This window comes from Parabacteroides massiliensis, assembly GCF_900155425.1.
Lineage (GTDB): Bacteria > Bacteroidota > Bacteroidia > Bacteroidales > Tannerellaceae > Parabacteroides > Parabacteroides massiliensis.
Genome location: NZ_LT700189.1, coordinates 1,258,479 through 1,271,707 on the forward strand (window position 1 = coordinate 1,258,479; position 13,229 = coordinate 1,271,707).

Genomic DNA, 13,229 nt, shown 5'->3' on the forward strand with positions numbered 1-13,229 from the left:
TTTATTTGTTGACTATCTTCATTGATTTGATCTTGATGTTCTTGACGGGACGGTCCTCTGCGTTAGTCTCGGTAAACTGGATCTTGTCGACTACTTTCATGCCGCTTACGACTTCGCCGAAGATCGTATATTTGCCATCCAGATGAGGTGTGCCGCCTTCCAGCATATAGGCTTGACGCTGTTCGGGGGTGAGGGTGATGCCTTGTTCCTTTTCCATCTTGTCGAGTTCCATTTCCGTAAAGAACTTGCCGGTTACGATATAGAACTGGGTAGCCGACGAGGCGCGTTCGGGATTCTCTTCATCGCCTGTACGGGCGGCGGCGAACATGCCGCGTTTATGGAAATACTTCGGGTACACGATCTCTGCTGGAATGGTGTAGCCCAGGTCACCATCACCTAAATGTTGTTCAATTGGAGCATCCTTTGAATTGATGTCGCCCGCTTGCACCATAAATTGCTTGATGACACGGTGGAACAACAACCCGTCGTAGCGGTGCTCGTTCACGTTCTTGATAAAATTGTCACGGTGCTGGGGTGTATCATTAAAGAGTTTCACTTTGATCTTTCCCATATCGGTGTCGATCAGTACCAGCGTTTCAACCTCTTGCGCTTGCAAATGAACGGATATAAGGGCCGAAAGGACCACTAAGCATATAGCAAACAGCTTTTTCATCTTCATCTTATTTTTATATTATGGCAACAAAAATAGTGATATTTACTCGTTAAAGCAATCATTTAACACAACCTTTTCCGTCGGTATCTGTTCAAGTTGGTAATTCATCTAAACAAAAAGCACATTTATGAAAACATTGTTGAAAAGCGCAGTTCTACTGCTCGGAATGGGACTGGTTTCTGTCCATTCCCACGCTCAGAAAGTTGTGGTTGAGGATAACGAACCTAACTCGGTCATGTTTGTCTCCATCGATAAGGCAGGCAACGAAATTATCCGGATCATGAATGAGACGCAAAGTCCTCGTTTCCACGAACCGAAAGAGCCTCGTTTCCTGTTGACTGACCGGAAAGGCCGTTTTGCACTCGGTATCGGAGGATATGTGAAACTGGCAGCCGAATATGATTTTGGCGGTATTTCCGATAATATAGATTTTTATCCGGCATTGATTCCCGGTAAGGGGCAGTCGTACGTGCGGAACCAGTTCCAGATGGACGCCACTACGAGTTCCATCTTTTTGAAACTGGTCGGACATACGGACTTGTTGGGCGATTTCGTAGTGTATACCGCCGGCAACTTCCGGGGAGGTAGCGGTAAGATATTCGAGTTGAGGAATGCTTATGTGTCGGCGCGTGGTTTTACGGCAGGCTACGATTACGGTTCGTTCATGGACTTGGGCAATGTGCCTGCTACGATTGATTTCGCCGGTCCTAACGGGATGTCGATCTATCATGCCACGCAGATCCGTTACGAACATGCACTTGCCAAGGGCTTGAAAGCCGGTATCGGCGTGGAAATGCCGGTTGTGGACGGTCTGACGAATGATCATGTCAGCATTGCCAAGCAGCGGATGCCGAACTTCCCGGTCTACGTGCAGTACGGTTGGAACCCTAAAAGCCATTTCCGGGCAGCGGCTATCATTCGCAGTATGAGTTACGACAATTTGACTGCTCGCAAGGCGGAGTCGGAGATCGGATGGGGTGTACTGGCTTCTGCTACCTTCAATGTGACGAATCGTTTGCAGGTCTATGGACAGGGTGTGTATGGCAAGGGGATCGGACAGTTCCTGAACGATATGAGCATGTTGAATGTCGATATGGCTCCGAACCCTGAAAAGAATGGGAAGATGCAGGTGCTCCCGATGATGGGATGGTTTGCCGGGATGCAGTATAATTTCTCTCCGAAAGTGTTTGTCACCAGCACATACGGGCAGTCACGCCTGTACAGCCATGACGGTTATCCGGCCACTCCTTCCGGACAGTACCGCTATGGTCAGTATCTGAATGCCACACTTTTTTGGAACATCACTTCCAACCTGCAGGCCGGTGCCGAATATCTACGTGGTTGGCGTACGGATTTCAACGGCGATACACGTCATGCCAACCGGGTGAATCTGGCGGTACAGTATAGTTTCTAAGAATATTTGAACCTTTAAATGATGATTTATGGTTTAAACCTGTCAAAATGTGAAACATTATCATAGTGAACAATAAAATCCCCGCAGTGAAACAGAAAACACTGCGGGGATTCTTTTTTATTGGACTTGATCTTGTTTGCTTAGAACAATTTAGCAGGATATTCACCGGCATTGACCAATGCTTGGATCTTGTCTACTACTTCCTGGCGGTCTTCCGGATAGGTGACACCGAACCATTTGCTGGCGGTATCTAACACTTCGACCGTAGCCGTCTTGTCATTGATCAATTTATCAACCATCAGCGGAATGAAGAATTCGCTCTTCAGGTTTTCCATGTTCTTCGGATCGCTCAGGAAAGTCTTGAAGAATTCCTGGCTGTAAGCGAAGTAATCAGGAGTGAAGCCCCAGAAGTTCATGCTTACCGGGGTCGTGTCGGGGGTAGCTGTCCATTCGCCGTTGTCGTCGATGTATTTCACTTCTCCGTCGATGCGCTGGATCTTGGTACGTTCGACAACGGATGTCAACAGATGGTTTTCATCTGTACTACAGATACCGCGTGATACTGTACCGCTTTCGCTCAATGTGTTGCCTACACGAAAACCTACCATTGAGTACACATTCTTAGAACCTTCCGGCAGGGAGGCAAGGAACTTGCCCATTACTTGGAAAGAGTCGCGACCATAGAAGTCGTCGCAGTTGATAACGGCAAACGGTTCTTTGATCACGTCGGCACCCATCATGACTGCATGGTTCGTTCCCCACGGTTTGGTACGTTCTGCCGGGCAGGTGAATCCTTCGGGCAGGTTGTCCAATGCCTGGAATACCAGTTCACACGGGATGTGACTTTCATATTTGGAGAGGATTTTGTCGCGAAAATCCTGTTCGAAATCTTTACGGATAACGAAAACAAGTTTGCCGAAACCGGCATGGATAGCATCGTAGATAGAATAATCCATGATTGTTTCGCCGTTAGGCCCCAGTCCGTCTAATTGCTTCAAGCCTCCATAGCGGCTTCCCATTCCGGCAGCCAATAAGAATAATGTAGGTTTCATAATTTTCAAGTTTATATAGTGTTTTTGTTTTCTTCGGACAAAAGTAGAAAATAAATATGATTTTTGATTTATGATTTATGATTTATTCATTTACTCCTGACCTGATACTACAAACAACGCCATGTTCATTCCACTTCCAGCACGACAATCGATTTGGCAGGCAGGTCGATTTTGAGTTGTCCCTTTTCTATTTTCGCACCGTTGAAGGTCGCCGGTTTTACGACATCCGGTTTCTCGAAGGTGTTGTGGTCGTTGATGGATGCGGAGGTCAGGATACGTCCGTTCACACTCTTTATCTTCTGCCCCTGCAGGTCGAGGGTGATGTTTTGGGCGTTGTCGACATCTACATTGGCCAAAGAGATATGGATATGTCCGTTCTTGTCTTTGGAAGCAGAGGCGCTAACCATCGGCACTTCGCGATTGTCGCGCACTTTGGCTTTATCGCAAATCAGGTCCATCGGCAGGAATGTGGCATCCTGGTGCACGTTGTACATCTGGAAAACATAGTAGGTCGGCGTGAGCAACATCTTCGGGCCGTTCGTCAGGATCATGGATTGGAGCACGTTGACAATCTGAGCGATGTTGGTCATCCGGACGCGATCCGTATATTTGTGGAACACGTTCAGGGTAAGGGCTGCCACGAAAGCGTCGCGCATGGTGTTCTGCTGGTACAGGTGGCCGTTGATCGTGCCCGGTTCTTCGTCCCACCAGGTTCCCCACTCGTCCACCATCAGACCGATTTTCTTCTGCGGGTCGTATTTGTCCATGATCTGGATATGTTTCCTGACGACATCTTCTATTTCAAGACATTTGCCCATTGTCCAGTAGTAATCGTCTTTGTTGAAATCCGTAGCCGATCCTTTGCTGCCATTCCATCCCGTCACCGTGTAATAGTGCAGGGATATACCGTCCATGCGGCCGCCCACGTTTTTCATCAGCGTTTCCGTCCAGTTGTAGTCGTAGTCGCTGGCACCACTGGCGATCTTGAAAAGTCGGTTCCCGTCGTAATTACGGCAGTAAGTGGAGTAGCGGCGGTAGAGGTCGGCGTAATATTCAGGGCGCATGCTTCCGCCACATCCCCAGCTTTCGTTGCCGACACCGATGAATTTGACTTTCCATGCCTTGTCGCGTCCGTTTTGCCGGCGCAGGCGGGCCATCGGGCTGTCTCCTTCCGATGTCATATATTCGACCCACTTGGCCATCTCTTCGACGGTTCCGCTGCCGACATTGGCGCTGATGTAAGGTTCACAACCTAACAGTTCGCAGAGGTTCAGGAATTCATGTGTACCAAAACTGTTGTCTTCGATCGTGCCGCCCCAGTTGTTGTTCACCATCTTGGGGCGGTTTTCCTTCGGACCGATCCCGTCCATCCAGTGGTATTCGTCGGCAAAGCAGCCGCCCGGCCAGCGGAGGTTGGGGATTTTCAGCTCTTTTAAGGCATTCAGCACGTCGTTGCGGTAGCCTTGCGTATTGGGTATTTCAGATTCAGGGCCGACCCAAAGCCCGCCATAGATGCAGGTTCCGAGGTGCTCGGCAAATTGACCGTAGATATGTTTGCTGATCAGTTGGTTTCCCTGCTCAGGATAGATACGGATGCTCGCGTCTTTCTGGGCGAAGAGGGGCAGCACGGCGGCTGCCATTAAACTTGCTAATACTGTTTTCATGTCTAATAGATTTAAAATTTGAACGGGTTCGTTTTTGTGTATGCCTTATACTCTTTGACCATGCCCGGATATCCTTCTTCTGCTCGAGGCAGGTATTGGAAACCGGAGACAACCACTTCTTCGCGCAGGTCGATCACGACTTGATGCGGGTATTTGTCACCGCGTGCCGTACTCCAATAAGTCGATTCCTGCAGGTCGAATATTTTATCGGCGGTAAAGTTACCGCCCCGTGTCTCTTCACTGTCGGCATATGCGATCTGCCAGTGCTGGCGGGAGAGTGGTTTCCCGTTTTCGTCCAACAGATAGAATTCGGCTATGGCGGCGTTGTCTTTGCCATCCTGGGCGCTCAGTGCTTCGAGACAGAAGAAACGGGTTTTCACCGGCGCGTCGAATTTGACTTCCTGCCAGCCGTTGCCGGCTTTCAACGTACCCGAGGCTACCGGCTTTTCGTTTTTGAGATTCAGGTTTTCACCATCCTTACGGTGTGTCATCGGTGCTTCGGCACGCAACATATCCAGGATCGGTTTGTCCAGGCCTTTGATCGTTGCTTTTTCCGGACCTAATAAATCGAGTACGATAATTTCATTTTCGCCTTTCTTCAGCCAGCAGCCCGGCATGAAGAGTGTTTGTTGCGGCCCGATTTTCCAGAAGCGGCCCATCGCTTTCCCGTTTACCCAAACCATGCCTTTTCCCCAGGTCTGCATATCGAGGAATACGTCGCCTGTTTCTTCCAAGTTGAATGTCGCACGGTAATAGGCCGGTCCGTCTGATTTCTTGCCCGGAGCATACTTTTTGTCTTTCACGAACGGGTAATCCACCGGAAAACTATACACCTGCCAATTCTTCAATTCCTGAGTGGAGCCTTCGTTCAGCAATTCCACTTTCTCAGTGATTCCTTTGCGGTCGTGGATCGCTTTGTCGAAGTTGACACGTCCCATAGCCTCAATCAGAATGTCCAACTGTGTCCCGGCAGCTAAAGCCGGCAGTTTAAGGGAGTTCTCGCCGCGGCGGCGGTCCAGGCGTCCCAAGAGTTTCCCGTTTGCATAGACCTGTGCCCAGTCGTGCACTTCCGTAATTAGGAGGATAGTGCCGGAGGTCACGGCAGGAAGTGTAGTCCGGTACAGGATTGTTCCCCAGCCTTGGTCGAACTGTTCCATCGGTTTGATGTCTTCAGAAGTCTTCGGCTCCGGCAGGTTTCCGAATAAAGGAGCGACTTCCTTTATCTCGAATTCAGGTATTTCGATGATCGGTTTAGCAGCCGGTACTTCAGACTGTGTTTCGCCTTCGTCCATATAGCCGGCAAGAAGTTCACGCAATTTGAAATATTTGGGGGTTGTCCATCCTGCCTCGCTGATAGGCGCGTCATAATCGTAAGAACTGCACATAGCCGAGTAGGCGGGGCTGTTGGCTCCTCCCCAATGGCCGAAAGTCGTTCCTCCATGCGTCATGTAGAGAGAGAACGAAATGTTGCGGTCGAGCATGTCCTTGATACCGGATACCATCGTTTCCGCATCGCGTGTCTCGTGCTTGCGTCCCCAATGATCGAACCATCCACTCCAGAACTCGCTACACATGAGCGGGGTGTTGGGGCGTACTTCTTTCAGTTTTTTGAATTGTTCGTCGATATTGGCACCCGTACCGAAATTGACGGTCCATACCAGGTCGTCAAGGGCATTGTTCTGGAAGTTGGAACTCCAGTCACACTGGAACAGAGGAACGTCTGTAAATCCTGCACCCTTCACGATGTCGCGGATGTTGGCGATGTATTCCTTGTCTGTCGCATAGGAACCGTATTCATTTTCGACCTGTACCATAATAATATTGCCTCCTTTTGTGATCTGGAGGTCGGCAAGCTGTTTCCCGATTTCATTCATGAACAGTTTGGTCCGTTCCAGGAAATAAGGATCGTTGGTACGCAGTTTGATATCTTCTTTTTTCAGCAACCACCAGGGCAGTCCTCCCATTTCCCATTCGGAGCAGACGTAAGGGCCGGGGCGCAGCATGATATACATATCGTATTTTTGAGCCAGGCGGCAGAAAGCGGCAATGTCGTTCTGTCCGCTGAAATCGAATTCGCCGGGTTTTTGTTCATGAATATTCCAAAAGGCATAGATGCAGATCGTATTCATGCCAAGAGCTTTGCAAAGTTGGATGCGGTGTTCCCAGTATTCGGCCGGAATACGGGTGTAATGGATTTCCGCGGCTTTGATCACAAACGGTTTCCCGTCTAACAGAAATGTTTTGTCGCTGATCGTAAAAGTGTGTTCTCCAGCCGGCTTTTGGTTACAGCCGGAAAGGACAATGAGAAACAGTGCTATCAGCCAGGATGCTGTGTTCTGTAGGTACTTCATGATATAAAATTAGTTTATAAATATTATCCGGCGATAAAAGTACATAAATTACACTTATGTGCGGGATATTTGTGGGGCATAAATGGAAAAAATAGTTCCATTTGCTTCAATTTGTGTACCTTTGCCATGTAAAATGAATGATTAAACGTTGAACAAGATGAAAAAGTTAATGGTAATACCGCTTGTTGCCGCCGGAATGGCCGCAATGGTGGGATGCAGTAAAACTCCTGCGAAGGACGCTGTAAAGAATGATGCTATTAATCTGGCAAACCTGGACACAACCGTGGCTCCGGGAATCGATTTCTATCAGTATGCTTGTGGTGGTTGGATGAAGAATAATCCGCTGAAACCGGAATATGCCCGTTTCGGTACTTTCGACCAGCTCAGGGATAACAATCAGGAACAGATCCGTACGCTTATTGAAGGTCTCAGTGAGACACCGCAACAGGAGGGGAGCGTCGGGCAGAAGATCGGTATGCTGTTCGCAATGGGGATGGATAGCGTGAAACTGAATGAAGACGGTTATGCTCCGATTAAGGATCAGCTCGCTGAAATCAACAAGTTAGGAACGAAAGACGAACTGACCAAGATGGTGGCGACCTTGCATAAGGAGGGAATGGCTCCTTTCTTTGCCTTGTATGTCGGGGCTGATGAAAAGAACAGTTCCATGAATATTGTACAGTTGTACCAAGCCGGACTGGGTATGGGGGATCGTGATTACTACCTGCTGGAAGACGAAAGCAGCCAGAAGATGCGCGAAGCCTATAAAAACTATATTACCCGCCTGTTTACTTTGATCGGAAGTTCTCCCGAACAGGCCGATGCTGCCGTCGATGCGGTCATGAAGATCGAAAAAGGCATTGCCGAAGTTTCTTTCAGCCGTGAAGATTTGCGTGATTCCCGGAAGAACTACAATAAGATGTCTGTCGAAGACTTCAAAGCCAAGAACGATCCGTTGAACTGGGATGTTTATTTCGAAAGCATGGGGATGATGGATATCAAATATCTGGATGCGAAACAGCTCCCGTTCTACGAAGGTCTGTCTGCCTTGATGAAGAATACGACTTTGGATGAACAAAAATATTACCTGACATTCAACCTGCTTAGCTCTGCCGCTCCTTACTTGAGCGATCCGTTTGTCGCAGCAAATTTTGATTTCTATGGCAAGACGATGTCCGGCCGTCAGGAACAGCAGCCACGCTGGAAACGTGCTTTATCTACGGTGAACGGTGCCTTGTCGGAAGCTGTCGGCCAGATGTATGTGGCTAAATATTTCCCCGCCTCTTCCAAGGAAAAAATGTTGAAGATGGTCGGCGACTTGCAGAAAGCTTTGGGTGACCGTATCTCCGGCCTGGAATGGATGAGCGATGCCACTAAGGCGAAGGCGCAGGAAAAATTGGCCGCTTTTATCGTCAAGATCGGTTATCCCGACACTTGGCGCGACTACAGTGGCCTGGAGATCAAGAATGATTCTTATTGGGCGAACGTGTGCCGTTCCAATATCTTTGAAGTCAATTATATGTTAGCGGATGTAGACAAACCGGTCGATAAAGCTCGTTGGGGAATGAGCCCGCAGACGGTAAACGCTTATTACAATCCGACAACGAACGAGATTTGTTTCCCTGCCGCCATCTTGCAACCTCCTTTCTTTAATCCGGAAGCTGACGACGCTGTGAACTATGGTGCTATCGGCGTCGTGATCGGCCACGAAATGACTCACGGATTCGATGACCAAGGACGCAACTATGATAAGGAGGGCAACTTGAGCGACTGGTGGACGGCCGAAGATGCCGCTCTCTTTACGCAACGTGCCGACCGCCTGGCTCAGCAATATAGCGATATCATTGTTGTGGACAGCGTTCATGCCAACGGTCGTTTCACATTGGGAGAAAACATTGCCGACCAGGGAGGCTTAATGGTCGCACATTTGGCTTACCTCAACTCTTTGGAAGGAAAAGGAACACCGGCTCCGATCGACGGTTTTACCAACGAACAGCGTTTCTATCTGGGTTACGCCAATCTTTGGGCCCAAAACATCCGTCCTGAAGAGATCTTGCGTCTGACCAAGATCGATCCGCACTCATTAGGCAAGTGGCGTGTCAATGCCGCCCTCCGCAATATCGATGCTTTCTACGCCGCATTCGATATCAAAGAAGGCGAACCGATGTATATGTTGCCGGCTGACCGGGTGGTGATTTGGTAAGACGGAAAGAAACGGTTCTTTTCCGGAAAGCGAGTGTACGGTAGTTTGTAAAAAACATTTGCAGAAAGAGATGTATCGAAGTGTTATTGCTTTGATATATCTCTTTTTGTATATTTGCATCTTTCTTTAACACTTTAACAATTTAGGATAAGATGAGAAGGTTTTTTATGCTGGCAGCTTTGCTGGCTATTGTTTGTTGCGGAAAGGCACAGAATGTGCAGTTACATTATGATTTCGGGGGCGCTCTTTATGACAAGGATTTACACGGCCGTCCGGTGTTGACCTCGACGGTGGAAATGTTTAAAGCAGATAAATGGGGAAGTACCTATTTCTTTGTTGATATGGATTATACCAGTAAAGGTGTTGCTGCCGGTTATTGGGAGATCGCCCGCGAGTTGCGTTTCTGGCAGCCGCCATTTTCCATACATGTCGAATATAATGGTGGAGCATCGAACAGTTTTTCCTACAATAACGCTTATCTCGGCGGTGCGACCTATACGTGGAACAGTTCTGACTTTACGAAAGGTTTTACACTTACCGCCATGTATAAATATATCCAGAAACACAAGGAACCAAACAACTTCCAGTTGACAAGTACGTGGTATATCCATTTTGCCAAGAACGGTCTTTGTACATTCAGCGGTTTTGCCGACTGGTGGAGGGAACGGACCGATTATGCAGACGGCAGCCATCGAAACTTTATTTTCCTGAGCGAACCGCAGTTTTGGGTGAATCTGAACAAATTGAAACATGTTGATGATAAGTTCAAACTGAGTGTCGGTAGCGAGGTAGAGCTGAGCCAGAATTTTGGCGCACGTAAAGGATTTTATGCCATTCCTACATTGGCAATTAAGTGGTCATTCGATTAATCGGGTTGGATATGCTGAAGAAATTACTTGGGTTCGACCCACAGACAATGACATTGCGGACGGAGATTATTGCCGGAATTACGACATTCCTGACAATGAGTTATATTCTGGCTGTCAACCCCTCTATCCTGGCAACGACGGGGATGGACAAAGGTGCTGTTTTTACCGCAACCGCTTTGGCATCGGCTCTTGCTACCTTACTGCTGGCTTTTATGGCAAAATTGCCTTTTGCTCAGGCTCCCAGTATGGCGCTGAATGCCTTTTTCGCTTTTACGCTGGTGCAAGGTATGGGATATTCTTGGCAAACCGCCATGACGGCGATGTTTGTGGAAGGAGTGATTTTTATCTTGATTACATTCCTGAACATTCGGGAGGTGATATTGAATAGCATACCGAAGAATTTACGCTTCGCCATTTCAGCGGGGATCGGTATGTTCATTGCTTTTATCGGTTTGAAGAATGCCGGTATTATCGTTTCAAACCCGGCGACTTTCGTGATGTTCGGATCGTTTACTCCGGTTTCGGTTTTGGCGATGGTCGGAATTCTGTTGAGCGGTATCCTGATCTTGAGAAAGGTGAAGGGAGCCTTGTTCTACAGCATATTGATCTGTACACTGGTCGGCATTCCGTTGGGCGTGACAGAAATCCCGGATGGGTTTCTGCCAGTCTCCGTTCCTCATTCGATGGCACCAACGTTTTGTCAGTTCGATTTTAACGAGTTCTTTACGCTGGATATGGCAATCGTTATCTTTACTTTGCTGTTTATGAATATATTCGATACGGTCGGTACGCTGGTCGGATTGGCTTCGAAAACAGGTATTATGGAGGAAGACGGGCAGATACCCCACGTAAAGGAGGCGATGATGTCCGATGCGATCGGTACGACGGTCGGATCCATGATGGGAAGTTCTACGATTACCACCTATGTGGAAAGTGCTTCCGGCATTGCAGAGGGTGGACGTTCGGGGTTCACATCGCTGGTGACGGGTATGATGTTTCTGTTGGCTTTGTTTTTTGCACCCCTGTTTCTGTTGATCCCGAGTGCGGCAACAACAGGAGCTTTGGTGCTGGTCGGGGTCTTTATGATGGATTCTATCACTAAAATCGATATGGACGACATATCTGAGGCTCTTCCTGCCTTTATTACCATGATCATGATGGTGCTGACCTATTCTATTGCCGATGGAATGGTCTTGGGACTACTGTGCTATGTGTTGGTCAAGTTGGGATGTGGTAAACATAAGGAGATAAGCCCTACCATGTATGTGTTGGCAGCCCTGTTTATTTTGAAATTTATTTTTGCATAAAAGCCGTCAGAAGGTGTCGCGAAGTAACCAGAACAGGTAAATCACATAGATGAGAATCAAAGCGGCCCCTTCTGTCCGGGATATTTTTTGTCCGCTTTTCATCAGCGGCAATAACAAAATGGATATAGCCAGCATGACCAGCAGGTCGATGTAGTTTACATTTTTGGCCTCGATGGGATGCATAAGCGAACAGGAACCGGCTATGGCCAGTATGTTGAATAGGTTTGAGCCGACGATGTTCCCGATGGCAATATCCGTTTTGTGTTTGTAGGCGGCAACGACGGATGTTGCCAGTTCCGGCATGCTGGTTCCGGCTGCAACGATTGTAAGTCCGATAACCGCCTCGCTCACACCGAGCTCTTTGGCAATGGAAACAGCATTGTCCACCAATAATCGGGATGCAAAGACCAGAACGACCAGGCCGCCGATGATGGTCAGTGTATCAACAGCCCAGTGTTTAGGCTGCTCTTCGAGTTCCAAGTTCGGCTCTTCTTCCTGTTTACGAGAGTAAAGTAGGCTGAATAATGTGTAAATAATGATTCCTGTTAGAAAGAAAAGTCCTTCCATCCGGCCTAATGTCCCGTTCCAGAAAAGGATGGTGAACAGTATGGTTGCGGCCAACATGATCGGGATGTCAATTCGGAGCAATTGTTTTTTTACCTGAAGCGGGCAAATGGTTGCTGAAACTCCTAATATAACCCCGATATTAAAGATGTTCGAACCTACGATGTTCCCGATTGCTATATCCCCCTGTCCCCTGAGCGTGGCGCCCAAGCTTACCGCCAGTTCGGGGGCGCTTGTCCCGAATGCAACAATGGTCAGACCGATTACCAATGGTGAAATATTGGCTTTGAGGGCTAAAGCGGAACTCCCTTGAACCAACCAACCGGCCCCAATGTAAAGCGCCATCAGAGAGAGAATCAATAACGTCAGACTTGTTATCATGGTCTCTTTTTTCTTATTAGTTTGTTAATTGTTAAAAAAATGTCCTGCTTCCTGTCGCCCGGCAAAGGATATTTGCCGTAACCAAGTAAACAGCAAGTTGTTTTATAGGCAGAAAAACGTACCTTGGAAAACCTCGCGATCACCACGAAGCAAACAACAGGAAGCTACCAGACATTGATTGATAGTTAAGGGCAGTTAAGGGTTATTCTTTTAATATTCGTATTCTTCATCCTTCGGACTGTTGGCTTCCTGTCGCATGTGTATGATTCGTAAAACAATCATTGCTACACTCAGCAGGGCAAGACCACCCATTGTTATCTCTTTTAATAACACATTAGAGAAGTCGGAAGTCCCGATTAATACCAAAATGATGAATGACAACATCATAGTTGCATCCACAAGATCTTTATTAATTTTCATATCTGTACTTTTTTGGCTGTGAAACGATCCTTTATTTTTCGGGAGTGGCTGTTTCTTCCGTTGTGGAAGGAGTGCTAAGGCCTTTCATGATACCAAACAGACCCACGCCGAGGGCTCCCATAACGATTACCAGTTTCAGATAATCATTCGGAATGATGGAACTGCAAGCGAGTATACAACCAATAATAGTAATAACGATATAAATATAGATACTGAATTTATTCTTTTTAGTAGACATAATTATTTTGATTTTAAAGTGAATAATGAATTGTTTGCATTTTTGTAAATGCAATAGGAAAACAGTATGGAATATGTATCCCATACAAAATTG

General features: G+C 47.6%; 11 protein-coding genes. 4 read left to right on the top strand and 7 right to left on the bottom strand.

The window, feature by feature from the left end; all coding sequences use genetic code 11:
• Nucleotide 1 precedes the first annotated feature (1 nt).
• The gene (locus BQ9893_RS05390) at nucleotides 2-673 is read right to left on the bottom strand and encodes a peptidylprolyl isomerase (RefSeq protein WP_075965428.1); all 672 of its coding nucleotides are present in this window, start codon (nucleotides 671-673) and stop codon (nucleotides 2-4) included.
• A 127-nt stretch (nucleotides 674-800) separates the two neighbouring features.
• Here BQ9893_RS05390 and BQ9893_RS05395 point away from each other — a divergent pair, with 127 nt between their 5' ends.
• Nucleotides 801-2,087, top strand: coding sequence for a DcaP family trimeric outer membrane transporter (locus BQ9893_RS05395; RefSeq protein WP_075965068.1), 1,287 nt, complete (start codon nucleotides 801-803; stop codon nucleotides 2,085-2,087).
• 140 nt (nucleotides 2,088-2,227) lie between these two features.
• Here BQ9893_RS05395 and BQ9893_RS05400 read toward each other — a convergent pair whose 3' ends face one another.
• The 3 genes from BQ9893_RS05400 to BQ9893_RS05410 all read right to left on the bottom strand — a co-directional run bounded on the left by BQ9893_RS05400 (nucleotide 2,228) and on the right by BQ9893_RS05410 (nucleotide 7,154).
• Nucleotides 2,228-3,139 (bottom strand): nucleotidyltransferase family protein, encoded by a 912-nt coding sequence (locus BQ9893_RS05400; RefSeq protein WP_075965069.1) that lies wholly within the window; start codon nucleotides 3,137-3,139, stop codon nucleotides 2,228-2,230.
• Between the two features lie 125 nt (nucleotides 3,140-3,264).
• A complete protein-coding gene (locus BQ9893_RS05405) occupies nucleotides 3,265-4,803 on the bottom strand; it encodes an alpha-N-arabinofuranosidase (RefSeq protein WP_075965070.1) in 1,539 nt (512 codons plus the stop codon).
• Between the two features lie 11 nt (nucleotides 4,804-4,814).
• The gene (locus BQ9893_RS05410) at nucleotides 4,815-7,154 is read right to left on the bottom strand and encodes a beta-galactosidase (protein WP_075965071.1); all 2,340 of its coding nucleotides are present in this window, start codon (nucleotides 7,152-7,154) and stop codon (nucleotides 4,815-4,817) included.
• 157 nt (nucleotides 7,155-7,311) lie between these two features.
• Here BQ9893_RS05410 and BQ9893_RS05415 point away from each other — a divergent pair, with 157 nt between their 5' ends.
• From BQ9893_RS05415 to BQ9893_RS05425, 3 genes are all read left to right on the top strand, one after another.
• A complete protein-coding gene (locus tag BQ9893_RS05415) occupies nucleotides 7,312-9,357 on the top strand; it encodes a M13 family metallopeptidase (protein ID WP_075965072.1) in 2,046 nt (681 codons plus the stop codon).
• 152 nt (nucleotides 9,358-9,509) lie between these two features.
• Nucleotides 9,510-10,226, top strand: a complete 717-nt coding sequence (locus BQ9893_RS05420; protein ID WP_075965073.1) for a nucleoside-specific channel-forming Tsx family protein — start codon at nucleotides 9,510-9,512, stop codon at nucleotides 10,224-10,226.
• Nucleotides 10,227-10,237: 11 nt separating this feature from the next.
• Complete coding sequence (locus tag BQ9893_RS05425) at nucleotides 10,238-11,533, top strand: NCS2 family permease (RefSeq protein ID WP_075965074.1); 1,296 nt, start codon at nucleotides 10,238-10,240, stop codon at nucleotides 11,531-11,533.
• A gap of 6 nt (nucleotides 11,534-11,539) precedes the next feature.
• Here the strand turns inward: BQ9893_RS05425 and BQ9893_RS05430 are convergent, their stop codons facing one another.
• The 3 genes from BQ9893_RS05430 to BQ9893_RS05440 all read right to left on the bottom strand — a co-directional run bounded on the left by BQ9893_RS05430 (nucleotide 11,540) and on the right by BQ9893_RS05440 (nucleotide 13,136).
• Nucleotides 11,540-12,478, bottom strand: a complete 939-nt coding sequence (locus tag BQ9893_RS05430; RefSeq protein ID WP_075965075.1) for a calcium/sodium antiporter — start codon at nucleotides 12,476-12,478, stop codon at nucleotides 11,540-11,542.
• A gap of 210 nt (nucleotides 12,479-12,688) precedes the next feature.
• Nucleotides 12,689-12,898, bottom strand: a complete 210-nt coding sequence (locus BQ9893_RS05435) for a hypothetical protein (protein WP_075965076.1) — start codon at nucleotides 12,896-12,898, stop codon at nucleotides 12,689-12,691.
• A gap of 31 nt (nucleotides 12,899-12,929) precedes the next feature.
• Entirely contained in the window at nucleotides 12,930-13,136 is a 207-nt protein-coding gene (locus BQ9893_RS05440; protein ID WP_075965429.1) for a hypothetical protein, read from the bottom strand.
• Nucleotides 13,137-13,229: the final 93 nt, after the last annotated feature.

Excerpts from the sequence above, each read along its gene's own strand:
- BQ9893_RS05430 (WP_075965075.1), bottom strand. The coding sequence starts at position 12,478 with ATGATAACAAGTCTGACGTTATTGATTCTCTCTCTGATGGCGCTTTAC.
- BQ9893_RS05420 (WP_075965073.1), top strand. The coding sequence starts at position 9,510 with ATGAGAAGGTTTTTTATGCTGGCAGCTTTGCTGGCTATTGTTTGTTGC.
- BQ9893_RS05435 (WP_075965076.1), bottom strand. The coding sequence starts at position 12,898 with ATGAAAATTAATAAAGATCTTGTGGATGCAACTATGATGTTGTCATTC.
- BQ9893_RS05395 (WP_075965068.1), top strand. The coding sequence starts at position 801 with ATGAAAACATTGTTGAAAAGCGCAGTTCTACTGCTCGGAATGGGACTG.
- BQ9893_RS05390 (WP_075965428.1), bottom strand. The coding sequence starts at position 673 with ATGAAAAAGCTGTTTGCTATATGCTTAGTGGTCCTTTCGGCCCTTATA.
- BQ9893_RS05405 (WP_075965070.1), bottom strand. The coding sequence starts at position 4,803 with ATGAAAACAGTATTAGCAAGTTTAATGGCAGCCGCCGTGCTGCCCCTC.
- BQ9893_RS05425 (WP_075965074.1), top strand. The coding sequence starts at position 10,238 with ATGCTGAAGAAATTACTTGGGTTCGACCCACAGACAATGACATTGCGG.
- BQ9893_RS05415 (WP_075965072.1), top strand. The coding sequence starts at position 7,312 with ATGAAAAAGTTAATGGTAATACCGCTTGTTGCCGCCGGAATGGCCGCA.
- BQ9893_RS05410 (WP_075965071.1), bottom strand. The coding sequence starts at position 7,154 with ATGAAGTACCTACAGAACACAGCATCCTGGCTGATAGCACTGTTTCTC.
- BQ9893_RS05440 (WP_075965429.1), bottom strand. The coding sequence starts at position 13,136 with ATGTCTACTAAAAAGAATAAATTCAGTATCTATATTTATATCGTTATT.
- BQ9893_RS05400 (WP_075965069.1), bottom strand. The coding sequence starts at position 3,139 with ATGAAACCTACATTATTCTTATTGGCTGCCGGAATGGGAAGCCGCTAT.